We start from the raw sequence: 23,271 nt of genomic DNA, 5'->3' as shown, positions 1-23,271 counted from the left end.
ATGGCACACAAAAAACTAAACTTACCTCAAAAAATATGTCCTATTTGTAATAAACCTTTTACATGGCGTAAAAAATGGCAGCGCGACTGGGATAACGTTATTTTCTGTTCAGAGCGCTGCAGGCGTAATAAATAAGAGTAATAATTAACTGGCGTCTATTTTGCAGCATCATCAGTAATTAGTGCTTTTAAGGCTTTATATAAGCTTATTTTGTAAATAAGGCTTAGATAACCTGAAAAGCTTACACTCAAGCAAGGAGAAGATGATGACGATTAAAAAAACGGCAAGTTCAACATGGTCTGGCGACATTAAAACAGGCAAAGGTAGCATATCAACTCAAAGTGGCGCGCTTAATAAACAACCATATGGTTTTAATACCCGCTTTGAAGATGAGGCAGGCTCAAACCCTGAAGAATTAGTAGGTGCAGCGCATAGTGCATGTTTTAGTATGGCGCTTTCACTTGCATTAGGTGATGCAGGCTTTACCGCAGATAAAATTGATACTAAAGCCACTGTAAGCCTTGATGAAGTAGATGACGGTTTTTCGGTGACGCATATTGCCCTTGAGGTAAAAGCGCGTATTGATGATATTCAAAATGAGCAGTTTCAAGCTTTATGTGAGCAAACTAAAAAGAGCTGCCCTATTTCAAAACTCTTAAATACCGAAATATCACTAGATGCGACTCTTCAATCAGCATTTTAAATATTTAGACTTAATTATTTAAATTTAACTATTTAGATTTAACTATGTAGACAGTCCCTTACTAAAAAAGCCAAGTAAGTAATTACTTGGCTTGCTTATTATAAAGAAATATCTCTAGATTCATTCCTACTCAAAGTACTTACTACAAGCCCTATTTCCATCCCAATTGCTGGCCATACTACCCATATATAACTAGGCGAAGTTAGTAAATTTATAACGCTTAGCAAAGTTAAAATAAGTAAATATGCTTTAATTTTTTTACCTAATGTCACTGTATTTTTCATTTATATTCTCCAAGTAATGTATGTCGCTATTATTGTTTTAATAAGCAACATACACACCTGCTAAATGTCACTAAGTGGTCTGACATTAGTCATCACTTTTCATTTAATTACATAGTTATTTATTATGTATAAAAACATAAAAAAACAATACTTTAATCTATTTGTGTTAGAATCTAATCTCAACTAACCTAAACAAATAAACATAAGTGGATGAGCTAAATGAGCGAAAAATCAAAAGATTGTGAAAAAGTTACGTGTAGTAACTGTGCTGACGCTAACGATCTCGAATTTGATTTTTCAATGGCTTTTCAACCGATTATAAACTGTAAAACTCGCCTAATTTATGGATATGAGGCATTGGTTAGAGGTTTAAATGGCGAGTCTGCTTATTCAATCATTTCAAAAGTGAATGAAGACAACCGCTATGCATTTGATCAGCTTTGCCGCATCAAAGCCATTCAATTAGCCGCAAAGCTTGGCATAACATCAATGCTAAGCATTAACTTTTTACCTAATGCTATTTATAAACCAGAGCGATGTATACGCACTACACTAGACGCTGCAAAAAAATATAACTTCCCAATTCAAAATATTATGTTTGAATTTACTGAAGTAGAAAAAATAGAAGACACCGCACACATAAAGCGCGTTGTTGATTACTATCAGTCTCTCGGATTTAAAACCGCCACTGATGACTTTGGTGCAGGTTATTCTGGTTTAAATCTACTGGCTGACTTTCAAACAGATATTATCAAGCTGGATATGGCGCTAATACGCGATATTAACAACGACAAAAAACGCCAATTAATAGTAACTCATTGCTTAAATATGTTTCGCGATTTAAATATTACCGCACTGGCTGAAGGGATTGAAACAGTAGAAGAATATACATGGCTTAAAAACGCAGGTGTTGAACTTATGCAAGGGTATTTATTTGCCAAACCAAGCTTTGAAAACTTGCCTGAGGTAAATTTTAAGGACATAGGTGCTGATTAGTACTCAACACCTATTATTAAACCTTATTGAGTCTAAGTACGTTTAAACTACATATTACCAAGCTCTATCATCATTGCTGTGTACATACGTAAATTCAGTTCAAGTTGCTCAAGTGTCATAAATTCATGCTCTGAATGACCTGTGTAGCGCTTACCTGGCATTGAAGGGCCAAACGATACCGCATTATCAAACAGCTTTGCGTTAGTGCCACCACCTATTGATACAAAGTCAGCTTTTTCGTCGCCCGTAAAATGCTTGAAAATATCAAGCAGCTTTTGCGCATGCGGCGCGCCATCAAGTAGCATCGGTGTGCCAATAATTGTTTCTATGTTAGCAAGTGTTACATTGTTAGTAGCTTGCCAATTAGCGAGTGCATCATCAATTTGCTTTTGTAATACAGCTTCGTCTTTACCCATTGGGCGACGTGCATTTACAGCGAGTGTTAGCGCATTACCATCGCGCTCAATAACTGTTGGTGCCACTGTCATTGGGCCCATAAAGTCGTGCTTGTAAGCTATTTCGCCAAATTGTTTACCGTGAATGTCTAAACCAATTAACTGATTCACAAAGTCGATTAGCTCGCCGTCACTGTTATTTTCAAGCTCCACACCTTTAAATAACTCAGCTAAATAAGCAATGGCATTTATACCCGACTCCGGCTCAGATGAATGCGCCGACATACCTTTAACGCTTATTGCTAAGCCATTACTTTTTTCACTAAAGTTAAATTCAACTTTATTTAATGTTTTAGCTTTTGCTTTTAATGTATTAATAAGTGCCGCGCCTGCATTGTGCAGAACTAAGCTTGCATCTTCTGGAATTTGACTTCTAAACGCACCGCCAGTTACATCGCTTACATATAAACCCGTCTGTGGTGATGTTGCATTAAAAGTAGGTGCAATTAAGCTCCAACCTTTCTCGGCAACCACTACAGGGTATGATGCATCAATCGTTACTGCATATTTTGGTTGCTCATACGTTTTCATGAATTTAGTAAGCGGTTCCCAATCAGACTCCTCAGCAAGATAAATCATCAGCTCAATACGGTTATTAAGCGTTATGCCTTTATCTTTAATTGCCTTCATGGCGTAAAGCGCTGTCGCTATTGCACCTTTATCATCCTCAGTACCACGACCAACTAATTTACCCGGTTCAGACGTATCAATAATAAAAGGGCTTTGTTTCCATTTGCTAGCATTAGCAGGTTGCACGTCGCCATGGGTTACTACCGTTACTTTTTCGCTTTGCTCGCCCATACCAATTAATACGGTGTAGCCTAAATCTTGATAGTCGAAACCAAGCTCTGCGGCTTTCATTTTTAAAAGTGCTTTAAAGCCAATAAAATCGGGATTTTGAGGAGCGCTAATGTCGTTTTTATTAACGGTTGGAAAAGCCACTAAGTTAGTTAGTGTGTGTATTTGAGCATTTTTGTAGGTATTTACTGCGTAATCGGCAACGCTATCAATATTTTTGTTTAACTGCGCATGAGCACCAAACGCAAATAAAGCAATACTGGCTAAAGCTAATTTTTTCAAAACAATTCCCATTTAATTAATAACTAAGAACATTAATTATAACGCTATGGGAGGCTTACATATAGCAATTTGTGGCAGGCACACAGGTAACTTAAGGTAAATATTTATATAGCAGCTTTTATGAGGATGACTGTATAATCCGCGACTTAACATTAACAGGGTCTTTAATTGTGAACCGTCGTAAAAAAATCGTCACTAAATTTCAAAAGAAAGATAAACGCACTAACGCTAAATTGCATAAAAGCAACAAACCGTCTTATGTATCAAAAGCTGAGCGCGAAAAACTAGCTGAACAAGAAAGTAATGAGCCACAGGTAATCCAAGAGTAGCTTTACGTTACCTGTTGCTTTGATAATTTAAAGTGGCAAAAGTACCGACCACTTACATAACATACCACTGCCGTGGCAACTATAAGTTCAAACGTAGCTAAGTAATCAACTGTATCAATAAATGGTATTGCGAGGTTTATACTTTGCATCCAATCAGCCATTTTAAATAATGCAGTTGCTCCAATAACCATTGGAAATGTAAAAGCGGCGTAGCTCGGCGTAAAAGGTCTGCGTAATAACTTTATAAATAACACATAAACAATCAGTGTTTTTATTATCGCTAATATAAATAATGCCCCCACTATAACAAGTGATGGATTAGCTACAATATGAAAATACCCCGCTAATGTTAAACTGGCAGGCGCAGCTAAAATGGCAAGTGTTGGCTGTATTTCGTAGTCACTTTTTAATGCTAATAAAAAACGATAAAACATAATTGGCAGCATTATAGCGTACGTTGATATACCAATAACTAAAGCACTATAAGCTAACCACGCTAATGTTGGATTTCCCGAAAAAGTAATATCTGCAATAATTATCCCCACTGGTGGCACAAACCAACTGGGCGCCATATCTTCAAAATTAAACTTTTTTGCTCGCTGGTATAAAAAGCTCACCAAAAATATGAGATGCAACACAAAAGCTAAAACCCACATAATGTCGCCAACTAATGGGTTAAATTGCCCAACTGAGTTTGAAATAACAAGGTTAGCCATAGCAAATGTAGGGATCACACTTCCTGCAACTGGGTGTGCTAAATCGGCTTTTAATAAATGAGGGTGCAGTAAAAACTTGGCTGCTAAAAGTAAAATTAATACAGAGGCGAGTAGCGCTCCCAAAAATTGCCCGTGATTATTTAAGTTAAAAACATTTTCCCATGCCCACCCCATACTAGCAATACCCAAAGCTAAATCGGCCATAGCTGTTGGCGCACCCATCACTTTATTTTTAAATTGCTTAAACACTGTATTTCCTAATCATTGGGTGATGAACAAGTTATTGCTTTTTACTGCACTGCCTTAAAATAACGCTGTGAAATTAGTATAAGCGTGCTTAATAGAACGCTTTTTGCGTACAAATATTTCATAAAAAATAAGCTTACGGCTTAATTATTAAAGCGCAAAAAAGCCATAACATGGTTATGGCTTTTGCTTTATTTTAAATTTGAATATGAGGTTAATTAAAACGCATAGCTAGCACTTATATTAAATGAGCGCCCCTGTCTTGCAAGTTGTTCAAACCCGTTGCTGCTATCTTGTTTAAGTGCTGCAATGCTTACGCCACCTAATGGGAGTTGGTAGTACTCATCAAACACGTTACTCACTTCTGCGCTTAGCGTTAATGCATCCCATGTGGCTTTAGAGCTTAAATTAACCAAGCTGTAGCTGTCTGTTTGGTTTTCAAAACGATTATTATCTACACGGCTTTTAGTATCTACCCACTGCCAAGATAACGCATTTTCAAATCTACCTATTTGCTGACTAATACTTAGCTGGGTTTCCAGTGGTTTAATTTGGTAAAGCGGTTGGTTAGTATCGTCGCGCTTACCTCTGGTATTAGTAACATTAGCGTGTAGCTGCCAGTTGCCTAAATTTTTAGATTCATAAATATTGGCTGTTAACTCTATTTTTGCACCATACAAAGTCGCATCTACATTAGTAAACTGAAAAATGTTACGCGCAGTATTGTCCAAGTCATAACTATTGAAGCTTCTTACACTATCAGCATCAATATAGTCACTCACATCTGTATACCAAACATTGGTGCTTAATCGCCAACCATCATCTTTAGCCGATTTAATATAAGTAGCACTTATTGTATGCGCTGTTTCAACGTCTAAATCAGGGTTACCAATATAACCATTACCATCGCCATACCAACCAATCATGGTGGTTGCCATAGTACTTACACCCCAACTGTATCGCTCATATAAATTAGGGGCGCGGTTTTTGCGGGCAAGGCCAAATTGTAGCTCATCATTATTTGTTATTTGGTAGTTAATTAATAAATTAGCGTCAACTACAGTGTCTGTTTTATCTCTGTCGCCAGCATTAAAGTTCTGTGCAGCAATAGTGTTATCTGTAGACATATCGCTCATGGTCATAGTTTCCATACTATCCATGTCGCTCATATCGTCCATATCCATCATGCTCATACCATCGTTGTAAGGCTGAACCTCACCTACTTGGGTATTAACACTTTCAATACGTACGCCTGCGTTTAACCACAGTTTTGTATTTATTTGGCTCTCGTATTCAGCAAATGCCGTTATGCGCTCTCGTTTGCCGTTATTTATATTTACGTAATCGTTTGGTCCCATCATGGTTGAGCCTTCGATACCTGGCCACCAATCATCAATGCTGTAATTGTAATATTCTTGACCGAGTAAAATACTGCTGTTTTTATCAAGGGCAATACGCCATTTAAGCTGCGTACTTATATCTTGTGCATCGGTTTTCATTCGCATCATGCCTGTTTTTTCTTCACTGAAAAAACCCATTTCGTGCTTTACGCTATGCCAGTTAACTTGCCCTTCAAGCTCGCTGTTTTCAAAGGAGCGTTTGTATTGAGCTATTGCACCGAAACTGGTGTTATCGGTCATATCCATATACTGATTTGCAAATCCCTGATACGGGATTTTTTGATGTGTTAGCTTTATCACTAATTGCTGTTTATCATCGCGCATAGCTGCGGTTAAGCTATGATTTTGTGAGCGATACAACGTATCAAGCACTGCATCACCGTTACCATCTTCATAACTATCTGCGTCACTAAACGAGCCCTGATAATTAAGGCTAAACGTGTCGGTTGCTAAACGAGCGCCTACACCAAGTTTACGTCCGTTATCAACGCTACTGTACTTTGCTGACACATAACCTGAGTGCCAATCTAATTCACTTTTATCGCTATACTGTGGTGAAATAGAATTTACGCTTATAACACCGGCAATATTATCGCCGCCCGCGCTTACAGCCGACACGCCTGCAACCACATTGTAAGACGTAATTTGATTAGCCGAAATATACGAAAGTGGCGGGTTCATGTGATTAGCGCATGCAGCGGTAACATCTGCGCCATCAATTAACACTTTAACTCTGTCGCCCATTAAACCATTTAAAATAGGGAGGTTAGATACGCCGCCCGCGGCTGAAAAATCGACACCTAAATCACTTAATAACGATTCTGACGAACCAAGTGCTAAATGCTTATTTTGAGCATGTCCGTGTACTTCAATTACTTCTAAAGGCGTATCGTCGGCAAATGCAAAAGGAGATAGCACACCGCTAATAAAAAGTGCGACAGGGGAAAGTAAGTAAGTTTTTTGAGTTTTGCTTTTATAAACCATTGTTAATTTATGCCACTGTAATAATTGGCGTAATTATAGTGTGAACTGCAAAAGCAAAAGCGCGACATATTGTCGCACTTAATCAATTAAGAATGTTGTTAGGTGTGTTTAATCTAAAAGGTCATATAATAAATTAAGTATTTAACTTAGCGACCGTTTGAGAAACAATATCTGCTCCGCGTTCAATCTCTTTAATGACCTCAGATACATTCGCAATAAGCTCCCGGCCTTGCTCTGAAGAGTCTGAAACCGACGTTATTTGTCTTGATATATCATTAGTGAGCTCTTGGTTATTTTTAACAACGGTCGCTATTTCATTAGTTGAACTACTCGTACTGGCTGCAAGTTGTCTTACTTCATCAGCTACTACAGCAAAACCACGGCCGTATTCACCAGCACGAGCAGCTTCAATAGCAGCATTTAGTGCTAGTAAATTAGTTTGATCAGCAATGCTGCTAATTGTAGAAACAATGGAGCCTATAACAGCTGATTGTTCATTAAGATTTTTAATTAAATCAACTGACTTAAGTACTTGGCTTACAATGGCATCGGAGTTTGCAACAGAGCTTTGTAGTATTTCAGAGCCTTTCTTAGCGGTCTGCGCAGTAGCTACCGCCGATTTATACGCTATTGCAGCAGCTTCAGTTACTGCACTGTTATTATTAATTCGATCGGTAATATTTGATGCAAACTTAATTATTTTAATTACACTACCTTTGCTATCTAATATTGGATTATAAGTAGCTTCTAGCCAAATTTCTGAACCATCGGCGGCAATACGTTTAAATTTTCCTGACTTAAACTGCCCCTGCGCTAATTCATTCCAAAAGCGCGGATTTTTCTCATAAAATACTTCAGTACAAAACATTTTATGATGCTTACCTACAATATCTTTTAAGCTATACCCGATTGTTGTTAAAAAGTTTTGGTTTGCGCTTAAAATATTTCCTTCAGGAGTAAACTCTATCGTAGCTAATGCTTTATCAAGTGCACTAGCGATAGCTTCTTGTGCCTTTCGTTGTATGTAACTAGCCGTAATATCAGAGGCTATTTTAATAACCTTAGTAACTACGCCGTGCTCTTCAACCGGGAAGTAAGTTGCTTCAAGCCAAAGCTTATCACCATTCGCTTTGTATCTTAAAAACGATCCTGCTTTAGAGTCACCTGCCTTTAATGCTTGCCAAAACTTGCTGTATTCGTTTGAGCTTGCATACTCACTTTCGCAAAACATACGATGATGCTTACCAATTATTTGCTCTTTACTGTAACCAATAGTTTTTAAAAACAACTGGTTTGCGTCTAATATTATTCCTTCAGGGGTAAACTCTATATAAGCCACATGCTTATTAATTGCAGATAAAACAGACTGCTTTTGAATTAATTGAAGCTCCATTTCTTCAATTTTTGCGTTTTTTTTAGAAATACCAAACATATAAAAACCTTAAGGAGTAAATTAGCACTAGGGTTGTTGACCTAAAATTAGCAAATTAATGTAATATCAATATGTAACTATACTGTAAATATAAGCTTTAAATAGCCTTTCAGCTAATATTTAATACCTTACAGGCGCCTGCTTTATAAATAGTTTTTTTATTTTATGAATTTTAAGTAGTATTTTCTTCTAATTAATATTTTAAAAACCTAACAAAAACACTAATTTATGCATGACTCTGTACTTTTTTTAACTTAAAATAGCACTTTCACAGACTACCCTCTCACACCAAAATTTAAGCATACATATAATATTTTCTATTCAGAATTTATTGCGCTGTTTCACTTTTAAAATTAAATCTTAAGGGATCATCTATGACATCAGATGTAACGTCGGCATCTAGTCAACTTAACAGAACCGCTATTTTACTCGTATTAGCACTTGGCACATTTATTTTAGGATTATCTGAGTTTTCGATGATGCCTATGCTGCCACTAATTAGCGAAACATTTGGCTCAACGCCCTCACAAAGTGGTTACGCAATTAGTGCTTATGCCATTGGTGTTGTAGTTGGCGCCCCTATTTTAATGCTCACTACAGCTAATATGAGAAAGCGTAAAGCATTGCTCATTTTTATAAGCTTAATGTTTATCTCAAACGGGTTAAGCGCGATGGCAACATCGCTTGAGCAGCTTGTAATATTTAGATTTTTAAGTGGCTTACCTCATGGTGCATATTTTGGTGCTGCTATTTTATTAGCATCAGATATTGCCCCAAAAGGTAAGCGTGCTAGCTTTATGTCTAAGGTGTTTATGGGTTTAACTGTGGCTACTATTGTTGGCGTGCCTATAGTTACACTTGTAGGTCAAAATTTAAGTTGGCGTTATTGTTTAGCTGGCGCTGCAGTACTGGCCTTTATTGCTTTTGTTTTTGTTTATAAAGTAGTGCCTAATATCGATAACGCTAAGCCTTCTAACTTACTAAACGAGTTTGGCGTACTTAAAAATAAACTGGTTTGGTCCATTTTGGGTATTGTAATTATTGGCTTTGGCGGAGTGTTTTGTATTTATACTTACATTGCCGACACCATATTAGTGGTAACAAAAACAGCCCCGTATACTATTTCTATCGCAATGGTAATGTTTGGTATCGGTTGTACACTCGGTAACTATGTACTGGGTAAAGCTGCCGATAAATCAGCAATTAAAACGACTGGCCTTGCGCTTGTATGTACTATTGTATTTGCCTTTGCATATGTAACGGCAAGCCATAATATTTGGGCTCTTTACGCGGTGATCTTCTTTATTGGTTGCAGTGTGGGCTTGGCTACGCTGATTCAAACGCTTTTAATGGACGTTGCGCCCGAAGGCCACGCTATGATTGGTGCCTTAGTACAGTGCGCATTTAATACAGCCAATGCTATAGGCCCTTGGGTTGGCGGAATTGCAATAGCGCAAGGTGCCGCACCTAATCAAACAGGTTACGTAGCAGCTGCATTGTTTTTAGGTGGTTTGGGTATGTGGCTATTAAGTTACTTACAACTAAACAAACAGCAACCAACAGCGCAAGCAACTAATTAACTGAGTCCTGGTTAATTTAAAATACAAAAAGAGCCGCTAATTAGCGGCTCTTTTTAGGTGAAATTAAGCGTTTAACGATGCCATATCAATAACAAAACGGTATCGTACGTCAGATTTTTCCATACGCTCGTATGCCGTGTTAATTTCGTCAATGTTGATCATTTCGCACTCAGGTAGCACGTTATTTTCACCACAAAAGTCGAGCATTTGTTGCGTCTGTGCAATGCCACCAATAAGTGAGCCTGCAATACGACGGCGACCCATTAACAGTGGCACCGTGCTTAGCTCATCCACTGGACCAACTTGGCCAACAATAACTAATGTACCATCTACATCAAGTAGCGGTGTGTAAATAGATAAATCATGTTTTACAGGGACTGTATCTATAATCACGTCAAAGGCTGATTGCGAGTCTTTCATTTCGTCATCATTAGATGACACTAAGTAGTGCTGAGCACCCAATTTAACCGCATCATCTTTTTTAGACTCACTACGACCAATTACCGTAACGCTTGCGCCCATTGCAACTGCATTTTTAACGGCCATGTGACCAAGCCCACCTAGACCAACAACACCAACACGGCTACCTTTTTTTACACCCCACTTATGAAGTGGCGAATACGTAGTAATACCTGCACAAAGTAGCGGTGCAACGCGTGAAAGGTCTAAATTTTCTGGTACAGAAAGTACAAACTCTTCGCGTACAACAACATGTTTAGAATACCCACCTTGGGTCATTTCACCACTAACGCGGTCTTTGCCTGCGTAAGTACCAACCATGCCTTCGCGGCAAAATTGTTCTTCGTCGTTATCGCATTGATCGCAACTTTGGCACGAATCAACCATACAACCCACAGCAACTGTGTCGCCTTGCTTATATTTTTTAACGTCGCTACCTACCGACATAACTTTACCAACAATTTCGTGCCCAGGTACTAGCGGATAGTCACTGCCACCCCAATCATTTCGTACGGCGTGTAAATCTGAATGGCACACACCACAGTATAAAATTTCAATTTCTACATCGTTATTTCGTAAATCGCGGCGCTCAAAAGAAAACTCTGTCAATTCAGAACCTTGGCTTTTTGCTGCATATCCTACTGTTTTCATAATAACTCCATAGTGGTTAAAAATTAAAATCATCAACAGCATAGTCCATAGCCCGTGAATAGAACCTGACAATATAAAATAGGCACAAAAAAAGCCCAAACAGTGTTTGGGCTCAATCGTTAGTACTAGGGCGCTAAATTTAATTATTTTGCAAGTAAGCTGTTTAGTTCATTAATAATTGAATGAATGCGCTCTGCATTTTTTCCTAAATCACTACGCCCTACTCGCGATTTACTACGAATATCAACAAAACGTTGGCTGCCTTCATCTTTAATACGAATTACCACATCGTCTTTAAAACCAAACCATATGGTTGTATCTGTAGCTTCTACAATACCTGTAGCCGTGTTTGCACTTACCACTGCAAAACCAAGATTTTTAACTGCTTGTTCGCTTGCTGCCATCAAATCGGCTTTAGATTGTGCAAAGCTTAACGTTGCCAGTTCAGGGTATGCTTTGCGTTGCTGTACTGCCGTTTCTTCACCCGCGTACTCTACTGGATTTGGTGCTTCAGCACGCAGTGGCGCAATTGCTACAAATTTTGGTGGGTTAACTAAATCTGTTGAAATATCATGAATTGCCGGTACGCTTTTAGCTTTGTTCATCATGTTAAGTGGCATAGCAATAGCCACAACCGAAAACACAAGCGCAATAACACCACTGCTTAGCGTTAACGTTTTACGCATAAATAACGCTTGTATTATAAGTAGCACCAATGCAGCGCCACCAGCGTAAACACCAAATTTAAAACCAGCAAACGCAGTTCCTAGCTCTACAATACCAAATTTATACAAAGGCCCTGGCAGTATGACGAGTAAAAAAGCGATTAGACTAACTAAGCTCACTAAAACTTTCATTTTATGATTCCTATATTGTGTGATTTTTATTATTAAAACAATTAAGCACTATTAACCAGTAGCTTATACTACTAACAAGTGCTTTTAGATTACTATTAGCGACTAATTACACAAAAAAGCCCAATGTTGTGTGATCAAAGTTACTCAAGTTTGGAAAAATATCAACAAGCTCAGAGCTTGGCACACCAAACCACTGAGCCAATGTGGCAAAGTACTGTTCATTAGCAACACTTGGAATTAAACGACCGCCACCGGTATCTTGTGGGCCATCCAAATGTTGAGTTAATAGCTCGCCATATATATTGCCGCCTTTTACTGCGCCGCCCATTACTATTTGGTTCCCTGCCCAACCATGGTCAGTGCCATCGCCATTTGAGGTCAACGTGCGACCAAAATCAGACATAGTAAACGTAGTCACTTTATCAGCCATATCAAGCTCTTTCATCGCACTATCAAATTCACTTAACCCTTGAGCTAACGTATTTAATAAAGCAGGGTGCGTTGTTAATTGGTTGTCGTGGGTATCATACCCCCCCATAGAAACAAAAAACACTTGGCGTTGAGTACTCAACTTTGCCTGTACGCTAATTGTTTTAGCGACTGCGGCAAATTGCTCACTAAGGCTATTATCGCTAAATGGGGTAATAAGTGCAGGCGCGCTTTCTAACGCGCTGTTCATTGCTTGAGTGTTATTTATCGCACTTGTTAAGCCATTGGCATAAGCTGTACTTAACGGATGGCTCGTATTGCCTAGTAAGCGGTTCATAATAGCGGTTACGTGCTCGCTACGAGGTTGATACCCTCCAAACGCGTTAATACTACTAATGCCGCTTTTGTTAAGCGCAAATGCATTGCTAGCACTTCCCGTTTGCCATAAATTAGTACCGTCGAGTGATACATTAGCTGCAAACTCATCTTGTAACTCTAAACGCTCTAAAAGTCGTGCGCCCCACCCGCTATTAAGTGATTGTTTTTCTCGACCATACATCCACGCAGCTTGCTGATCGTTATGCGAAAACAAATGCTTAGGCAAACCTATTGTTTTATTTTTATAGTCATTCAATGTTGTGGGAGCGAGTAAAGTACCTACCCCGCCTATAAATGCTAAATTTTGAGATTCAAACACATTTTGTATCGGTTCAAGTGAAGGATGAATACCTACTCCACCGGCAAACTGGCTTTTAATGCTTAGCTCAAGTGGGCTTTCTACCGCTAGGTTTTGCCTGCTTTGCTCGTACAAACTCCGTTGCTCGCCTTCAAGCGGAACGAGCATATTTAACGAATCATTCCCCCCGTATAAATACACACACACTAATGCTTTATAATCACCTAGCTCAACGGCATTAGTCGCTCCAGTTAATGCTTGTAATTGCAGGCTCGTTAACGCGGCAGTCGATACGCTGCCTTTACACATAAAGACAAAAACTCTCTTCTATTAATGCTCATTATGCGCTCCTAATACTGCACGTTAAATTCAGGTGAAATAGCAATCATATATAATAAATACGAAACCCGTTCACGGTATTGCTCTTCATTAAAGTAGGCATCTAAATCAAGTAATGCTTGGCGTGTGTCACTGCTCATTGCGCCTGCAAAATATAGCGTGTTGTACTGAGTTAATAGCGCACTAACACCGTTTTTCTCTAACACATTCATGTCGTCTTGAATATAAACATAAATACCATTTGAATTTAAATCACTGTGTGCTTCAGCGGTACTCCACACTAAACTTGCGTAAAGCGCGTTCATGGTGCCAATCAGAGGCGAAAGCGTGACATCTTCGAGTAAGTCACGATAATTACCAAAGGCATGCTTTAGTAACAAATCGTAATAAGTGATCATGCCCTCAGGTTGCCCTCTTAAGGCACTGTTTTCATCCGACACTACTAATATTTCACTTAACGCAAATGCAACACGTTGACGAAGTTGATCGTCACTTTGCATTACTGCCTTCCACCATGCGTCTATGCGGCTTATGTATTTAAAGTCGTCATCGTCATTTAACTTTACTAAATAATCACGGTGATAATTAATAGGTAGCGCTATTTGCTTATCAAGCCATTGCTGCTCGCTTAAACCTTGTGCGTTTTGTATTTCACTAAGCTTAGGTCCCATTGTTGCTTGGTGTAGTAACCGTGCGGCGCTAATGTCATCCATACTATTACGTGCAGTAAAGCTTAGCGTTTTTACACTGCTTGCCCCTTCGTTATCGGTTGCAGTGACCGAAAAAGCGTAATCAACAGGCTTATAACTTTGCGCATTTAGCAGTGTTACTGAAGTAGTTGTTGCCTCTAAAGGCGCACTAATTAGTTCAGGCCCTTGCGTTTGTTGCCACACAACAGATGTAATAGTGCCGTCTTTATCACTGGCTGTTGCTGTTAGCTCGATTGTTTGGCCTTTACTTAATTCACTAGGAATATCAGCGACTGACAAAATGGGGATTTTATTTCCGTTAACGGTTGGCGTATCATCGGAGCCTGAACCACCGCAAGCGCTTAGTATAAAAACCGAGCTTGCGATAAGAGCAAATTTATAATGCATGTAAAGTCGTCATCATTTGTTAATTAAAGTACGTTAGTGTGTACCGAGTTTAATGCATTTATTGAAACACAAAATTGACAATTTAATTCTTTATTTTTTGTAACCGAATCATGAACGCCCCATTAATAATGCACTAGCTGCAGGGGTAAACAGCCAGAGCTTTATTATTTATGAAAACAGAAATTCGCTATTGTTTTGAATCATCACAAGTTGCTAACCGATTTTTACACGAGCTCAAAGACTGGCCGGTTAACGATGTAAAAACACGACTTTTTAATGGCGGCGATAGTGTAAAAGTGACATACGAATACGACGAAAGTGGTTTTGATTACACTTGCGCCGAACTTGATGACCTAGCGCAGAGCCATGGCGGGAAAGAGGTTTAAGCGTTTTATAATAAAAAACAGCTGATGCATCTTTAATAATTGACTTAAATTATATAGATTTGATTGATGTTTTATCTCTACCTGAGTTTTTCGCTTCGTAGAGCATTATGTCAGCTTCTTTAATTAGTGATTGGATAGACACATTATTACCACTTAAGGTTTCTTTTGTAGCAAATACACACCCAGCACTAATTGTTAAATATTTACGTACAGGCGACGCTTCATGAGGTAAATTTAACTCCCGAACCGCCAAAAGCAATTGCTGAGATATATCTACAAACTCTTCATAAGAAAGCTCTTTAAAGAATAATATGAACTCTTCGCCGCCATAGCGCGCAACTGTTCCTGTGTTTTGCTTTGCCATTTGTTGTAATTTACATGCTAGGAGCTGTAAAGCGTTGTCTCCACCTTGGTGACCATAAAAATCGTTATAATTTTTAAAGTGATCTACATCAAGTAATATTACTCCAAAGGCATTTTGTTGCTGTTGAGCCTGCTCCCATTGCGCCGCTATAATTTCATCAAAGGCACGCCTGTTGTAAATTTGGGTTAACCCATCAATTTTACTTATTTTTTCGAGCTTAAAATTTTGCTCTTTTACTTGTTTAATTAACGCATTAAAACCGCTAATTAAAACGCGCATTTCTAAAAATTGATTAGTGAACCTCAAAGGCTGTAAATCGTTTTTAACCAACATTGAATTAATAGCGGACGCACCACTAATAAGCGGTTCAATAAAATAACGATTTACAATATAAAAACCTAATAATGACATTACAAAAAACATTAACAAAATAAGCTTTAAATAATCATCAAATAAAACTGGCAGTGTTTGGTGATGGTGCTTAACGTTCAAAGCAAGCAATGGCTTACCATTTACATCTAGAATCACCCTCTTCCTTTGAGTGGCAATGTCCTCTTCTTGGAGGCTCCCTTTAAGCGTCGCAATATCGTTTAAAGAACTACCGTGTGCTATTTGTGTATAGCTAAGCTCCACTTGTGCAATTTCCGCTAAGGATTTGATCAACGACGGTCTTACTTTTTTTATAAAAACAATACTACCAACAGGCTCACCTGTTTTATCTGTTCGCTTTATTACATGCGATGCAAACATGATAGGGCCGCCCGCTGTTTGTAAAAAACCAGAATGGCTTAAACTACTGTCTTCATTAGCAGCTTTTGGATTAGGAATAATTGCGCGGTTTAATTTATTAACCTGTAAATCTAAATCAGGCGCATCAAACTCCGTATGCTTCATATAATCATACGCTTGTCCGTAAACCATATTAAAGTTTACATCGTAGATAAACACACCATCAATTTTGAGAGAATAGAAGGTATCCCCTACAAAGTTTGAATCTACATATTCTGCTTCAAAATCAGCCATATAATCATAGGTGTCATCCCATACGGCGTAGTCATAATTGAGTGTTTCTAAAAATATAAACTCTCTATCAAGCGCAATATTAAGACTCAGTAATTCACGATTTTGATAATCTTCAATACTAGTATTTATAGTCGGCAGGCTAAAAAAATAGCGGTACCCAACTAATAAACTCGTTACAAAGCACATTAAAATCAAAGTACCTATTATTACAAAAAATCTTAATGTCATAGTCTCTATCTAATCGTGTAGAATTAAGTCAAAGTAGCTTACGTTTTATGTTTTAGACTTCTGCATCTAAATTATAAATAATTAGCTTCTTACTAAAGCGTAGTATAAATTCATGAGCAGGTATAAACAAAGCTTACTATTAAGTTTTATAGCGTTAAAACGTTAGCACTTTCAATAATATATTTAATATAGACATAAAATTATACCAATTCGCTTAATTAAGTGGTCTATTGTGAGGGCGGAAAAACGTGTTGATAGCTAGGCAAAAAATTAGCTATTTAGTTGTTCTAAATGAGAATTTTTTAACGCAGGTAGCGACACGTTTAGCCTCGCAAAATGATTAAGTATTATTGCGAATTGGTATTACACATTTAATGTAATACAAAAAGCTGAAACTATTTCGCTACCGAAACTTCCACTTTCGACGAAGATGAACTCGCAAGATCCAGTACTTCATAATAATTTAAGCCATCAATTTTTTTACCAATAATAAAATAATTCATTTCATTCATCATGGTTGGGTCGCCTAAAACATCTTCTGCGCTTTGCACATCAGAAAATTGAATTGCAATTAAGGCGCCTATAAAGCGCATTACATCTTGAGATTTTAATGTCTTTAAAACTTTATGAACTCCCGCCTGAGTTGACTCAGGTGTAGAACCATCAAATCTAAAATCACTTTTTGTACTAGCGCATGCACTAAGCATTAATATTGATAGTGCGATCAGTAAATGTTTCATATATATCCTTATTTTTTATTCGTGATACTTGCGTATCATCGCCACTTTACCGTTTTCAAGTTCTATTACTTCCATCATTGTGGAGGTGTATTCTATTGGCTGCTTACTTTGCGGGTGAATGCCCTTTGCATGACTCTTATAACGAATAGCAAAGCCTGTATCATTAAACACAAATGTATTAAGCAGTGTGCTTTCAAACAACGTGTGCGCACCTAAGTAAAAACTCATACCTTTGCGCATCTGCTCTTTGCCATCAGGAGTACGTGAGTCATCCGGTTGATACGGAATATGCTGATTACCAATATCATCGGTTAACAATGCAAGATAAGCCTCAAGCTCTTTAGCACCTGCGTTAGGTGCTTGTGTTGCGGTCATTGTTTTATAGTATTGCTGCGCAAATGCATTTAAGTCGAGTGGCTTTTAAGCATAAGCCGAAAAAGCAGTTACTAGAGCCAAACCTAACGTTAAAAGTAACCTCATTGATTATTCCCTGTAGTTAAAAATATTTTATAGGTACATTACCTTAGTAAGTTCAATAATCAAACAAAATCAGTTTTAAGTAAATTAACACCTACATTTTGCTCTTTACTCTATTTGTTGCAACGCTGTTGGCTGGGTCGTCTGGCCAAAAATGTTTAGGGTAGCGGCCTTTCATTTCCTTTTGCACATCGCGGTAACTGCTAGCCCAAAAGTGGGCTAAATCTTGAGTAAGTTGCAATGAACGTTTACCTGGCGATAGCAGATCCATAAGCAATGGCAATTTACCGTTGGCAAGCATAGGCGTACTGGTCAAGCCGTAAACCTCTTGCATACGCACGCTTAGCTTTGCGGGGCCATCAAGCTGGTATTCTATTTTTATATTTGAGCCACTTGGTACCGTTAAGCGCAGTGGTAACAATGCTTTTAACGCGGTTTGTTGTTGCCAATCAAAACAGTTTTGTAATGCTTCAAAGTAGTTAAACTTTTTAAGCTGCGTGAGCGTTTTAATATCTTCTAAAAACACGCCTAGCCACTGCGCTGCATTTTGAATAAGTTGTTGCTCGTTTATTTGCGGGAATTTATCGGGCATTAAATTACTTGCTAGGCTCATACGTATCAGCAATTGTTGCGCATCAGGTTGCTCATTAAATAAAGCAAAACCGTGTTTAGTAAATAAGCTAAGCCACGCTTTAGCACGCTCGCTCTTATCTAGTTTTTGTTTACTAGGCTGGCTGCTGAGCGTTATAGCCCCGAGTTTCACTTCATCTTGATGAATAAAGCGCGCTGATTTTTCATCAAACTCACAACGAGTAAGTTCACTAAATAAATGCGGTAAAAATTCTTGTAACTCAAATGGGTTAAGTGCGGTGGCTGCAAATATACGCCCACCTTTGTGCCCGCCCATGGTTGCTATGGCTAAGTAATCGTCGTTGTGCCAGTAATCGACATTTAACTCAGCACCAGCACCATTGGCAAGTAAATAACCATTACCACGTTTTTTAGCGATGCGATCGGGGTATGCCAATGCCACCAGCAAACTTATATAATGCGTATTTAATTCGCTGTTTTCGTCTTTTACTTTTAAGCGGCTTTGCCAATATTTTAACTGTTGTTTAAATACCGGATGCGGACGTTGCTGTTGGCTATGTAGCGCTAAACTCAACTCGTTTGCACTATTTACTCGGCTCTCAAGTAATGCCACTAAATAAATAGCGAGCCTAAAAATACCAGAGAGTTGGTCATCAAGTATTTGTGCTTTTAATAGCATATGCGCCAAACGAATATCAGCACCAAACCCTAACATTTTACTGCCAAGCGGTGTGAGCTTACCCTTGCTATTAATAGCTTCTAGCATGTTAAGCAGATTACTTGCTTGCTCGCATTGCTGCTCAGTGGGCTTATCGAGCAAGGTTAGCTCATCAATACTGGCTCCCCATTGCTTTGCCTCAAGCATAAGTTGGCTTATGTCTGATGTGAGTATTTCGGGATTGTCGTGACTATTACGTCGCTCAAAGGTTTGCTTTGAGCCAATTCGATAAACAATGCCCGGCTCTATTCGCCCTGCACGCCCAGCGCGCTGCACAGCAGACGAGCGCGATATACTTTGTGTTGTGAGCTCTGTAACCCCTGTTTTTAAATTAAAGGTGGCTGCACGGCGCTTGCCGCTATCAATTACAATGCGTATACCTTCAATAGTTAAACTAGTTTCGGCTACATTGGTGGTAAGCACTACTTTGCGCATGCCGTTTGGTGCAGGAGCAATAGCAGTTTGCTGATTAGCTTTATCTTGCTCGCCAAATAGCGTTGCAACTTGGCAGTTACTGGGTAAATCGCTCAGTGCTTGTTGCACGCGTAATATCTCAAACTGCCCAGGTAAAAACACCAACGCGCTGCCTGTTTGCTCATTAAGTGCTTGTTTTATTATGTTAGGAATTGCATCAAGCCAGCGACTTTCTTCTTTTATGGGTATGTATACTTCGTCTATTGGATAGCTGCGACCGCTTGATTGAATTACAGGGCAGTCAAAAAACGCTGTATAACGCTCAGTATCAAGAGTTGCCGACATAAGCATAATGGTTAAATCTTCACGCAGCGCACTTTGGGTCTCGAGCGCAAAGGCAAGTGAGGTATCGGCTGCAATTGAACGTTCATGAAATTCATCAAATATCAGTAAATCAATATCGCTTAATTCGGGGTCGTTTTGCAGCATGCGCGTTAACATGCCTTCGGTGACTATTTCGAGGCGCGTATTAGCGCTTACTTTACTCTCGCCCCTAATCCGCAAGCCCACACTTTGCCCAACACTCTCGTTTTGGCACTTTGCTAAATAACTGGCAATATTACGTGCAGCTAAACGGCGAGGCTCTAGCATTACAATACGTTTAAAATGCCCATCGCGCATTAGTTGCAGCGGCAACCACGTAGACTTACCCGCACCAGGCGGCGCTTGTAATAACGTAATAGGATTACTTTGTAATGTAGTAACGAGTTGTTGATATATGTCTTGAACCGGCAGCACAGCTATTTACCCTAAATTGCTTTGTGTGCATTGTAACAAAAAACCGCAGCGACGCTGCGGTTGATATTTAATATCTTAAACTAGTTTGATGATGGGCAATTTTGATTACCGTATATAACCTTTACTTCACCATCACCATATTCACAAAAGTATTTATCTGCATCCATGCCAGTTCCAGCCCATTGCTTTATAAGTGGTGAAGCAGATGCTGTTGTCGACAAAAAAACAAACGATAACATTACTAATAAGCCAACTTTTTCCATTCTATATTCCATCCCTTTTAAGATTTTTAACTCGATTCGCGATGATAACTCTAAATGAAATAAAGTAAATATTTAAAAACCCAGAGCCCTAACTTTAATACTCCACATATATTAACTACCAGATACCATTCTAATTCGATCTGCAGGCACTCGTAATTGATCCATTAAGTAAATTTTAAATGAGGCTTCGTAAGGTTGCTCATCAACCGCTTTTTGCATGCATAAAAGCCATGCATCACTTTGCTCAATTCCTACATGTAAATGTTTATGCGCTTGAGGTATGTTAATACTACCAAAATGTTCAGCGTATAATTTAGGACCACCTAACCAGCCCGACAAAAAGTAAGCAAGCTTTTTACGCGATGCCGATAAGTCTTTTGAATGCATACTCCTTATATTTTCAGCCTCTTTTAAAGCGTCCATATTGTCGTAAAACGCATTCACCAATTGTGTAATACCTGCTAACTCACCTGCCATTTTGTATGAGCAGTCACCCACTCCGTATTCACACGTTTTTGTATTCATAACTCACTCAGGTTAACTACTTTGTTTAATACCTGCATATTAGCTTAAAACAAAAATTTAAGAATGAGTTACATCAAAGCGGCCTGATTTATGTCAGCAATAATTACAGGCTGCTATGTATATTTTTTAATAAATAGCGCAATATTAAAAACAAAATCGCTCAACATAAAAATATAACCAACTGATAATAAAAACAATAAAATCATTATTATTCATTGGTACACGCCTTGCTCCTTTTATACTGAACGTTAATTAAATCTAAGTAAGGAGAAACTTATGAACAGCGATCGTATGAAAGGTAATTGGAACGAACTTAAAGGTAAGGCTCAACAAAAATGGGGCGATCTTACTGACGACGATTTAGACAAAATTGAAGGTAGCCGTACAGAGCTAGTGGGTAAAATCCAGCAGCAGTATGGTAAATCTAAAGAAGAAGCAGAGCGTGAAGTTGATGAGTTTGAAAAAACTCACTAATCGCTAACTTCTAAAAAAAACGCCATTTGGCTAATGCCAGTCAGTTAAGCTGACTGGCATCTTTCTTTTTATGGGGATACTTAGATGGTTTTGGCTTAACCCATCGGGCTGACGAATCCCCAAAACGTGACAGGCACAGCAATTTATGATCTTATGTAAATCACCACAACCCACATAAGTCACAACTGCTATGCCTGAGACATCAGTTTGCCATAAGTACTTTAAACATGCATTAGCGCCATTCAATAATGCCAGAGTAAAAACATTACTAAGCTGCAGTAATGCATTAATTTCGGGCAATAAACTTACCTTAACTGAAATCGGCAGAAATTTGTCTGGCGCTGTGGATGTAAAACATAAAATAAAACGCGTTGATCGCTTCTTAAAAAATACTCACCTCTACAATGAAAGGGTCGCTATCTATGAAGCATTAGCTCATCCTATTATTGACTCTTTACCCATGCTTGCAATTGCCGTTGACTGGAGCGGTGCCTGTGGTCACGACTATCACTTACTGCGAGCAAGCTTACTTGTGGATGGGCGCTCTATCGTGATTTATAACATGATTGTTGAGCAGAAGGATTTTGATAGCCCAGCAACCAACAGCCTGTTTTTAGATGAACTTTATGAAGTGCTTGGACGACATCCTAGTGTCTATATTGTAACAGACGGCGGCTTTCTTACGCCTTGGTATAGTAAAGTACGCGAACTTGGTTGGCATATGATAGGTCGATTAAGAGGCTCAATGAAGTGTAAACTAGCCATGCAATCACAATGGCATACATTAAAACAACTTAGGGCTGGTGCCAGCGATATACCTAAGGCGTTAGGTCAAGCACGACTAACTCAGTCCAGCCCGACAGCATGCGATGCATTTTTACACGTATATCATGGAAAAAATAAAGGAAGAAAAGGAAAAAGCAGATTTACGAAAGATACAAAAATGTATCAAAACTTAGCTAAAGAGCCATGGTTACTCGCGACATCAGACAATACAATGACGAGTAAGCGAGTAGTTGGTTTATATAGTAAAAGAATGCAAATAGAGCAAAATTTCCGCGATGACAAAAGTTTGAGATATGGTTTTTCGTGGCGTTTTAGTAAAAGCACCGGCATAAATAGAATAGGAATATTATGCTTGATAGCCACAATAGCGAGCACTGCGTTATGGTTTATAGGGTGTGAAGCAGAAAAAAGAAAGTGGCATATAAAATTTCAAGCAAATAGCGTTAAGAATCGCCGAGTTCTTTCATTTTTAACCTTAGCCAAGCAAGTCATAAAGCTATGTAAGAGACGTATTACACAAAGCTATATAGAAAAAAGTTTAAAAAACTTTATTTTGAATTACGAAAAAGAGGCCGCTGGATAAAGTGGGGATCCCTCAGCCCATCGGGGATATCTTCTATCCTCTCGTCTAGCTGGAAGCTTAAATAAGACCAGTGTATTGGAATGTTCCCTGGGCTCATTATAGATACTGACGAGAAATACTGAATGACAGCCATCGAACTGCTAGAGAAACTAAGCTGGTTAGGCCATATCCCTGTGACTGTCGCCGCC

21 protein-coding genes and 2 pseudogenes are annotated in these 23,271 nt (G+C 38.6%); 8 read left to right on the top strand and 15 right to left on the bottom strand.

The features are described from left to right. Both I6F10_RS09330 and I6F10_RS09325 read left to right on the top strand, forming a co-directional pair. Entirely contained in the window at positions 1–135 is a 135-nt protein-coding gene (locus tag I6F10_RS09330) for a DUF2256 domain-containing protein (protein ID WP_076916399.1), read from the top strand. A 130-nt stretch (positions 136–265) separates the two neighbouring features. Next, positions 266–703, top strand: coding sequence for an OsmC family protein (locus I6F10_RS09325; RefSeq protein ID WP_024593544.1), 438 nt, complete (start codon positions 266–268; stop codon positions 701–703). A gap of 98 nt (positions 704–801) precedes the next feature. Here the strand turns inward: I6F10_RS09325 and I6F10_RS09320 are convergent, their stop codons facing one another. After that, on the bottom strand, positions 802–987 hold the full coding sequence (locus I6F10_RS09320; RefSeq protein WP_197098747.1) for a 2TM domain-containing protein: 186 nt from the start codon (positions 985–987) through the stop codon (positions 802–804). 219 nt (positions 988–1,206) lie between these two features. Between I6F10_RS09320 and I6F10_RS09315 the strand changes: the two genes are divergently transcribed. Continuing rightward, positions 1,207–1,983, top strand: coding sequence for an EAL domain-containing protein (locus I6F10_RS09315; RefSeq protein ID WP_197098746.1), 777 nt, complete (start codon positions 1,207–1,209; stop codon positions 1,981–1,983). Between the two features lie 47 nt (positions 1,984–2,030). Here I6F10_RS09315 and I6F10_RS09310 read toward each other — a convergent pair whose 3' ends face one another. Next, complete coding sequence (locus tag I6F10_RS09310) at positions 2,031–3,518, bottom strand: dipeptidase (protein ID WP_197098745.1); 1,488 nt, start codon at positions 3,516–3,518, stop codon at positions 2,031–2,033. 170 nt (positions 3,519–3,688) lie between these two features. Between I6F10_RS09310 and I6F10_RS09305 the strand changes: the two genes are divergently transcribed. Continuing rightward, the gene (locus I6F10_RS09305) at positions 3,689–3,847 is read left to right on the top strand and encodes a DUF2986 domain-containing protein (protein WP_165586726.1); all 159 of its coding nucleotides are present in this window, start codon (positions 3,689–3,691) and stop codon (positions 3,845–3,847) included. A 2-nt stretch (positions 3,848–3,849) separates the two neighbouring features. On the opposite strand, the gene I6F10_RS09300 is transcribed toward I6F10_RS09305, so the two are convergent. From I6F10_RS09300 to I6F10_RS09290, 3 genes are all read right to left on the bottom strand, one after another. After that, a complete protein-coding gene (locus I6F10_RS09300) occupies positions 3,850–4,812 on the bottom strand; it encodes a TDT family transporter (RefSeq protein ID WP_197098744.1) in 963 nt (320 codons plus the stop codon). 215 nt (positions 4,813–5,027) lie between these two features. Beyond that, entirely contained in the window at positions 5,028–7,193 is a 2,166-nt protein-coding gene (locus I6F10_RS09295; RefSeq protein WP_197098743.1) for a TonB-dependent receptor, read from the bottom strand. A gap of 133 nt (positions 7,194–7,326) precedes the next feature. Then, the gene (locus I6F10_RS09290; RefSeq protein WP_197098742.1) at positions 7,327–8,625 is read right to left on the bottom strand and encodes a methyl-accepting chemotaxis protein; all 1,299 of its coding nucleotides are present in this window, start codon (positions 8,623–8,625) and stop codon (positions 7,327–7,329) included. Positions 8,626–8,999: 374 nt separating this feature from the next. On the opposite strand from I6F10_RS09290, the gene I6F10_RS09285 reads away from it, so the two are divergent. After that, complete coding sequence (locus I6F10_RS09285; protein WP_154903362.1) at positions 9,000–10,205, top strand: MFS transporter; 1,206 nt, start codon at positions 9,000–9,002, stop codon at positions 10,203–10,205. Between the two features lie 63 nt (positions 10,206–10,268). Here the strand turns inward: I6F10_RS09285 and I6F10_RS09280 are convergent, their stop codons facing one another. From I6F10_RS09280 to I6F10_RS09265, 4 genes and pseudogenes are all read right to left on the bottom strand, one after another. Then, positions 10,269–11,315: an NAD(P)-dependent alcohol dehydrogenase gene (locus tag I6F10_RS09280; protein WP_002958143.1), complete on the bottom strand. Its 1,047-nt coding sequence runs from the start codon at positions 11,313–11,315 to the stop codon at positions 10,269–10,271. Positions 11,316–11,458: 143 nt separating this feature from the next. Further along, a complete protein-coding gene (locus I6F10_RS09275) occupies positions 11,459–12,172 on the bottom strand; it encodes a DUF1499 domain-containing protein (protein ID WP_197098741.1) in 714 nt (237 codons plus the stop codon). A gap of 106 nt (positions 12,173–12,278) precedes the next feature. After that, positions 12,279–13,618, bottom strand: a pseudogene (locus I6F10_RS09270) (DUF1501 domain-containing protein). Positions 13,619–13,627: 9 nt separating this feature from the next. Further along, positions 13,628–14,713: a DUF1800 family protein gene (locus I6F10_RS09265; protein WP_197098740.1), complete on the bottom strand. Its 1,086-nt coding sequence runs from the start codon at positions 14,711–14,713 to the stop codon at positions 13,628–13,630. Positions 14,714–14,883: 170 nt separating this feature from the next. On the opposite strand from I6F10_RS09265, the gene I6F10_RS09260 reads away from it, so the two are divergent. Next, positions 14,884–15,099 (top strand): hypothetical protein, encoded by a 216-nt coding sequence (locus I6F10_RS09260; RefSeq protein WP_002958138.1) that lies wholly within the window; start codon positions 14,884–14,886, stop codon positions 15,097–15,099. Between the two features lie 49 nt (positions 15,100–15,148). Here the strand turns inward: I6F10_RS09260 and I6F10_RS09255 are convergent, their stop codons facing one another. The 6 genes and pseudogenes from I6F10_RS09255 to I6F10_RS09230 form a co-directional block, all read right to left on the bottom strand. Continuing rightward, positions 15,149–16,714 (bottom strand): diguanylate cyclase domain-containing protein, encoded by a 1,566-nt coding sequence (locus I6F10_RS09255; RefSeq protein ID WP_231619913.1) that lies wholly within the window; start codon positions 16,712–16,714, stop codon positions 15,149–15,151. Between the two features lie 395 nt (positions 16,715–17,109). Then, positions 17,110–17,454 (bottom strand): hypothetical protein, encoded by a 345-nt coding sequence (locus I6F10_RS09250; protein WP_165744382.1) that lies wholly within the window; start codon positions 17,452–17,454, stop codon positions 17,110–17,112. 15 nt (positions 17,455–17,469) lie between these two features. After that, positions 17,470–17,934, bottom strand: a pseudogene (locus I6F10_RS09245) (nuclear transport factor 2 family protein). Positions 17,935–18,025: 91 nt separating this feature from the next. Further along, positions 18,026–20,452 (bottom strand): ATP-dependent helicase HrpB, encoded by a 2,427-nt coding sequence (gene hrpB, locus I6F10_RS09240; protein WP_197098739.1) that lies wholly within the window; start codon positions 20,450–20,452, stop codon positions 18,026–18,028. An 80-nt stretch (positions 20,453–20,532) separates the two neighbouring features. Beyond that, positions 20,533–20,715, bottom strand: a complete 183-nt coding sequence (locus tag I6F10_RS09235; RefSeq protein WP_165744385.1) for a hypothetical protein — start codon at positions 20,713–20,715, stop codon at positions 20,533–20,535. 111 nt (positions 20,716–20,826) lie between these two features. Continuing rightward, positions 20,827–21,240, bottom strand: a complete 414-nt coding sequence (locus I6F10_RS09230) for a group II truncated hemoglobin (protein ID WP_165744386.1) — start codon at positions 21,238–21,240, stop codon at positions 20,827–20,829. A gap of 276 nt (positions 21,241–21,516) precedes the next feature. Here I6F10_RS09230 and I6F10_RS09225 point away from each other — a divergent pair, with 276 nt between their 5' ends. Then, positions 21,517–21,714, top strand: a complete 198-nt coding sequence (locus I6F10_RS09225) for a CsbD family protein (RefSeq protein WP_002958133.1) — start codon at positions 21,517–21,519, stop codon at positions 21,712–21,714. Positions 21,715–21,904: 190 nt separating this feature from the next. After that, positions 21,905–23,083, top strand: a complete 1,179-nt coding sequence (locus I6F10_RS09220; RefSeq protein ID WP_165745053.1) for an IS4 family transposase — start codon at positions 21,905–21,907, stop codon at positions 23,081–23,083. Positions 23,084–23,271: the final 188 nt, after the last annotated feature.

Source organism: Pseudoalteromonas sp. SWYJZ98 (assembly GCF_015864495.1).
In the GTDB taxonomy this organism is placed as follows: domain Bacteria; phylum Pseudomonadota; class Gammaproteobacteria; order Enterobacterales; family Alteromonadaceae; genus Pseudoalteromonas; species Pseudoalteromonas distincta.
This window is presented reverse-complemented; position numbering and strand designations above follow the sequence as displayed.

Coding starts and splice junctions, on each gene's coding strand:
- I6F10_RS09330 (WP_076916399.1), top strand. CDS start 1: ATGGCACACAAAAAACTAAACTTACCTCAAAAAATATGTCCTATTTGT.
- I6F10_RS09325 (WP_024593544.1), top strand. CDS start 266: ATGACGATTAAAAAAACGGCAAGTTCAACATGGTCTGGCGACATTAAA.
- I6F10_RS09320 (WP_197098747.1), bottom strand. CDS start 987: ATGAAAAATACAGTGACATTAGGTAAAAAAATTAAAGCATATTTACTT.
- I6F10_RS09315 (WP_197098746.1), top strand. CDS start 1,207: ATGAGCGAAAAATCAAAAGATTGTGAAAAAGTTACGTGTAGTAACTGT.
- I6F10_RS09295 (WP_197098743.1), bottom strand. CDS start 7,193: ATGGTTTATAAAAGCAAAACTCAAAAAACTTACTTACTTTCCCCTGTC.
- I6F10_RS09290 (WP_197098742.1), bottom strand. CDS start 8,625: ATGTTTGGTATTTCTAAAAAAAACGCAAAAATTGAAGAAATGGAGCTT.
- I6F10_RS09285 (WP_154903362.1), top strand. CDS start 9,000: ATGACATCAGATGTAACGTCGGCATCTAGTCAACTTAACAGAACCGCT.
- I6F10_RS09280 (WP_002958143.1), bottom strand. CDS start 11,315: ATGAAAACAGTAGGATATGCAGCAAAAAGCCAAGGTTCTGAATTGACA.
- I6F10_RS09275 (WP_197098741.1), bottom strand. CDS start 12,172: ATGAAAGTTTTAGTGAGCTTAGTTAGTCTAATCGCTTTTTTACTCGTC.
- I6F10_RS09265 (WP_197098740.1), bottom strand. CDS start 14,713: ATGCATTATAAATTTGCTCTTATCGCAAGCTCGGTTTTTATACTAAGC.
- I6F10_RS09260 (WP_002958138.1), top strand. CDS start 14,884: ATGAAAACAGAAATTCGCTATTGTTTTGAATCATCACAAGTTGCTAAC.
- I6F10_RS09255 (WP_231619913.1), bottom strand. CDS start 16,714: ATGACATTAAGATTTTTTGTAATAATAGGTACTTTGATTTTAATGTGC.
- I6F10_RS09250 (WP_165744382.1), bottom strand. CDS start 17,454: ATGAAACATTTACTGATCGCACTATCAATATTAATGCTTAGTGCATGC.
- I6F10_RS09235 (WP_165744385.1), bottom strand. CDS start 20,715: ATGGAAAAAGTTGGCTTATTAGTAATGTTATCGTTTGTTTTTTTGTCG.
- I6F10_RS09230 (WP_165744386.1), bottom strand. CDS start 21,240: ATGAATACAAAAACGTGTGAATACGGAGTGGGTGACTGCTCATACAAA.
- I6F10_RS09225 (WP_002958133.1), top strand. CDS start 21,517: ATGAACAGCGATCGTATGAAAGGTAATTGGAACGAACTTAAAGGTAAG.
- I6F10_RS09220 (WP_165745053.1), top strand. CDS start 21,905: ATGCCTGAGACATCAGTTTGCCATAAGTACTTTAAACATGCATTAGCG.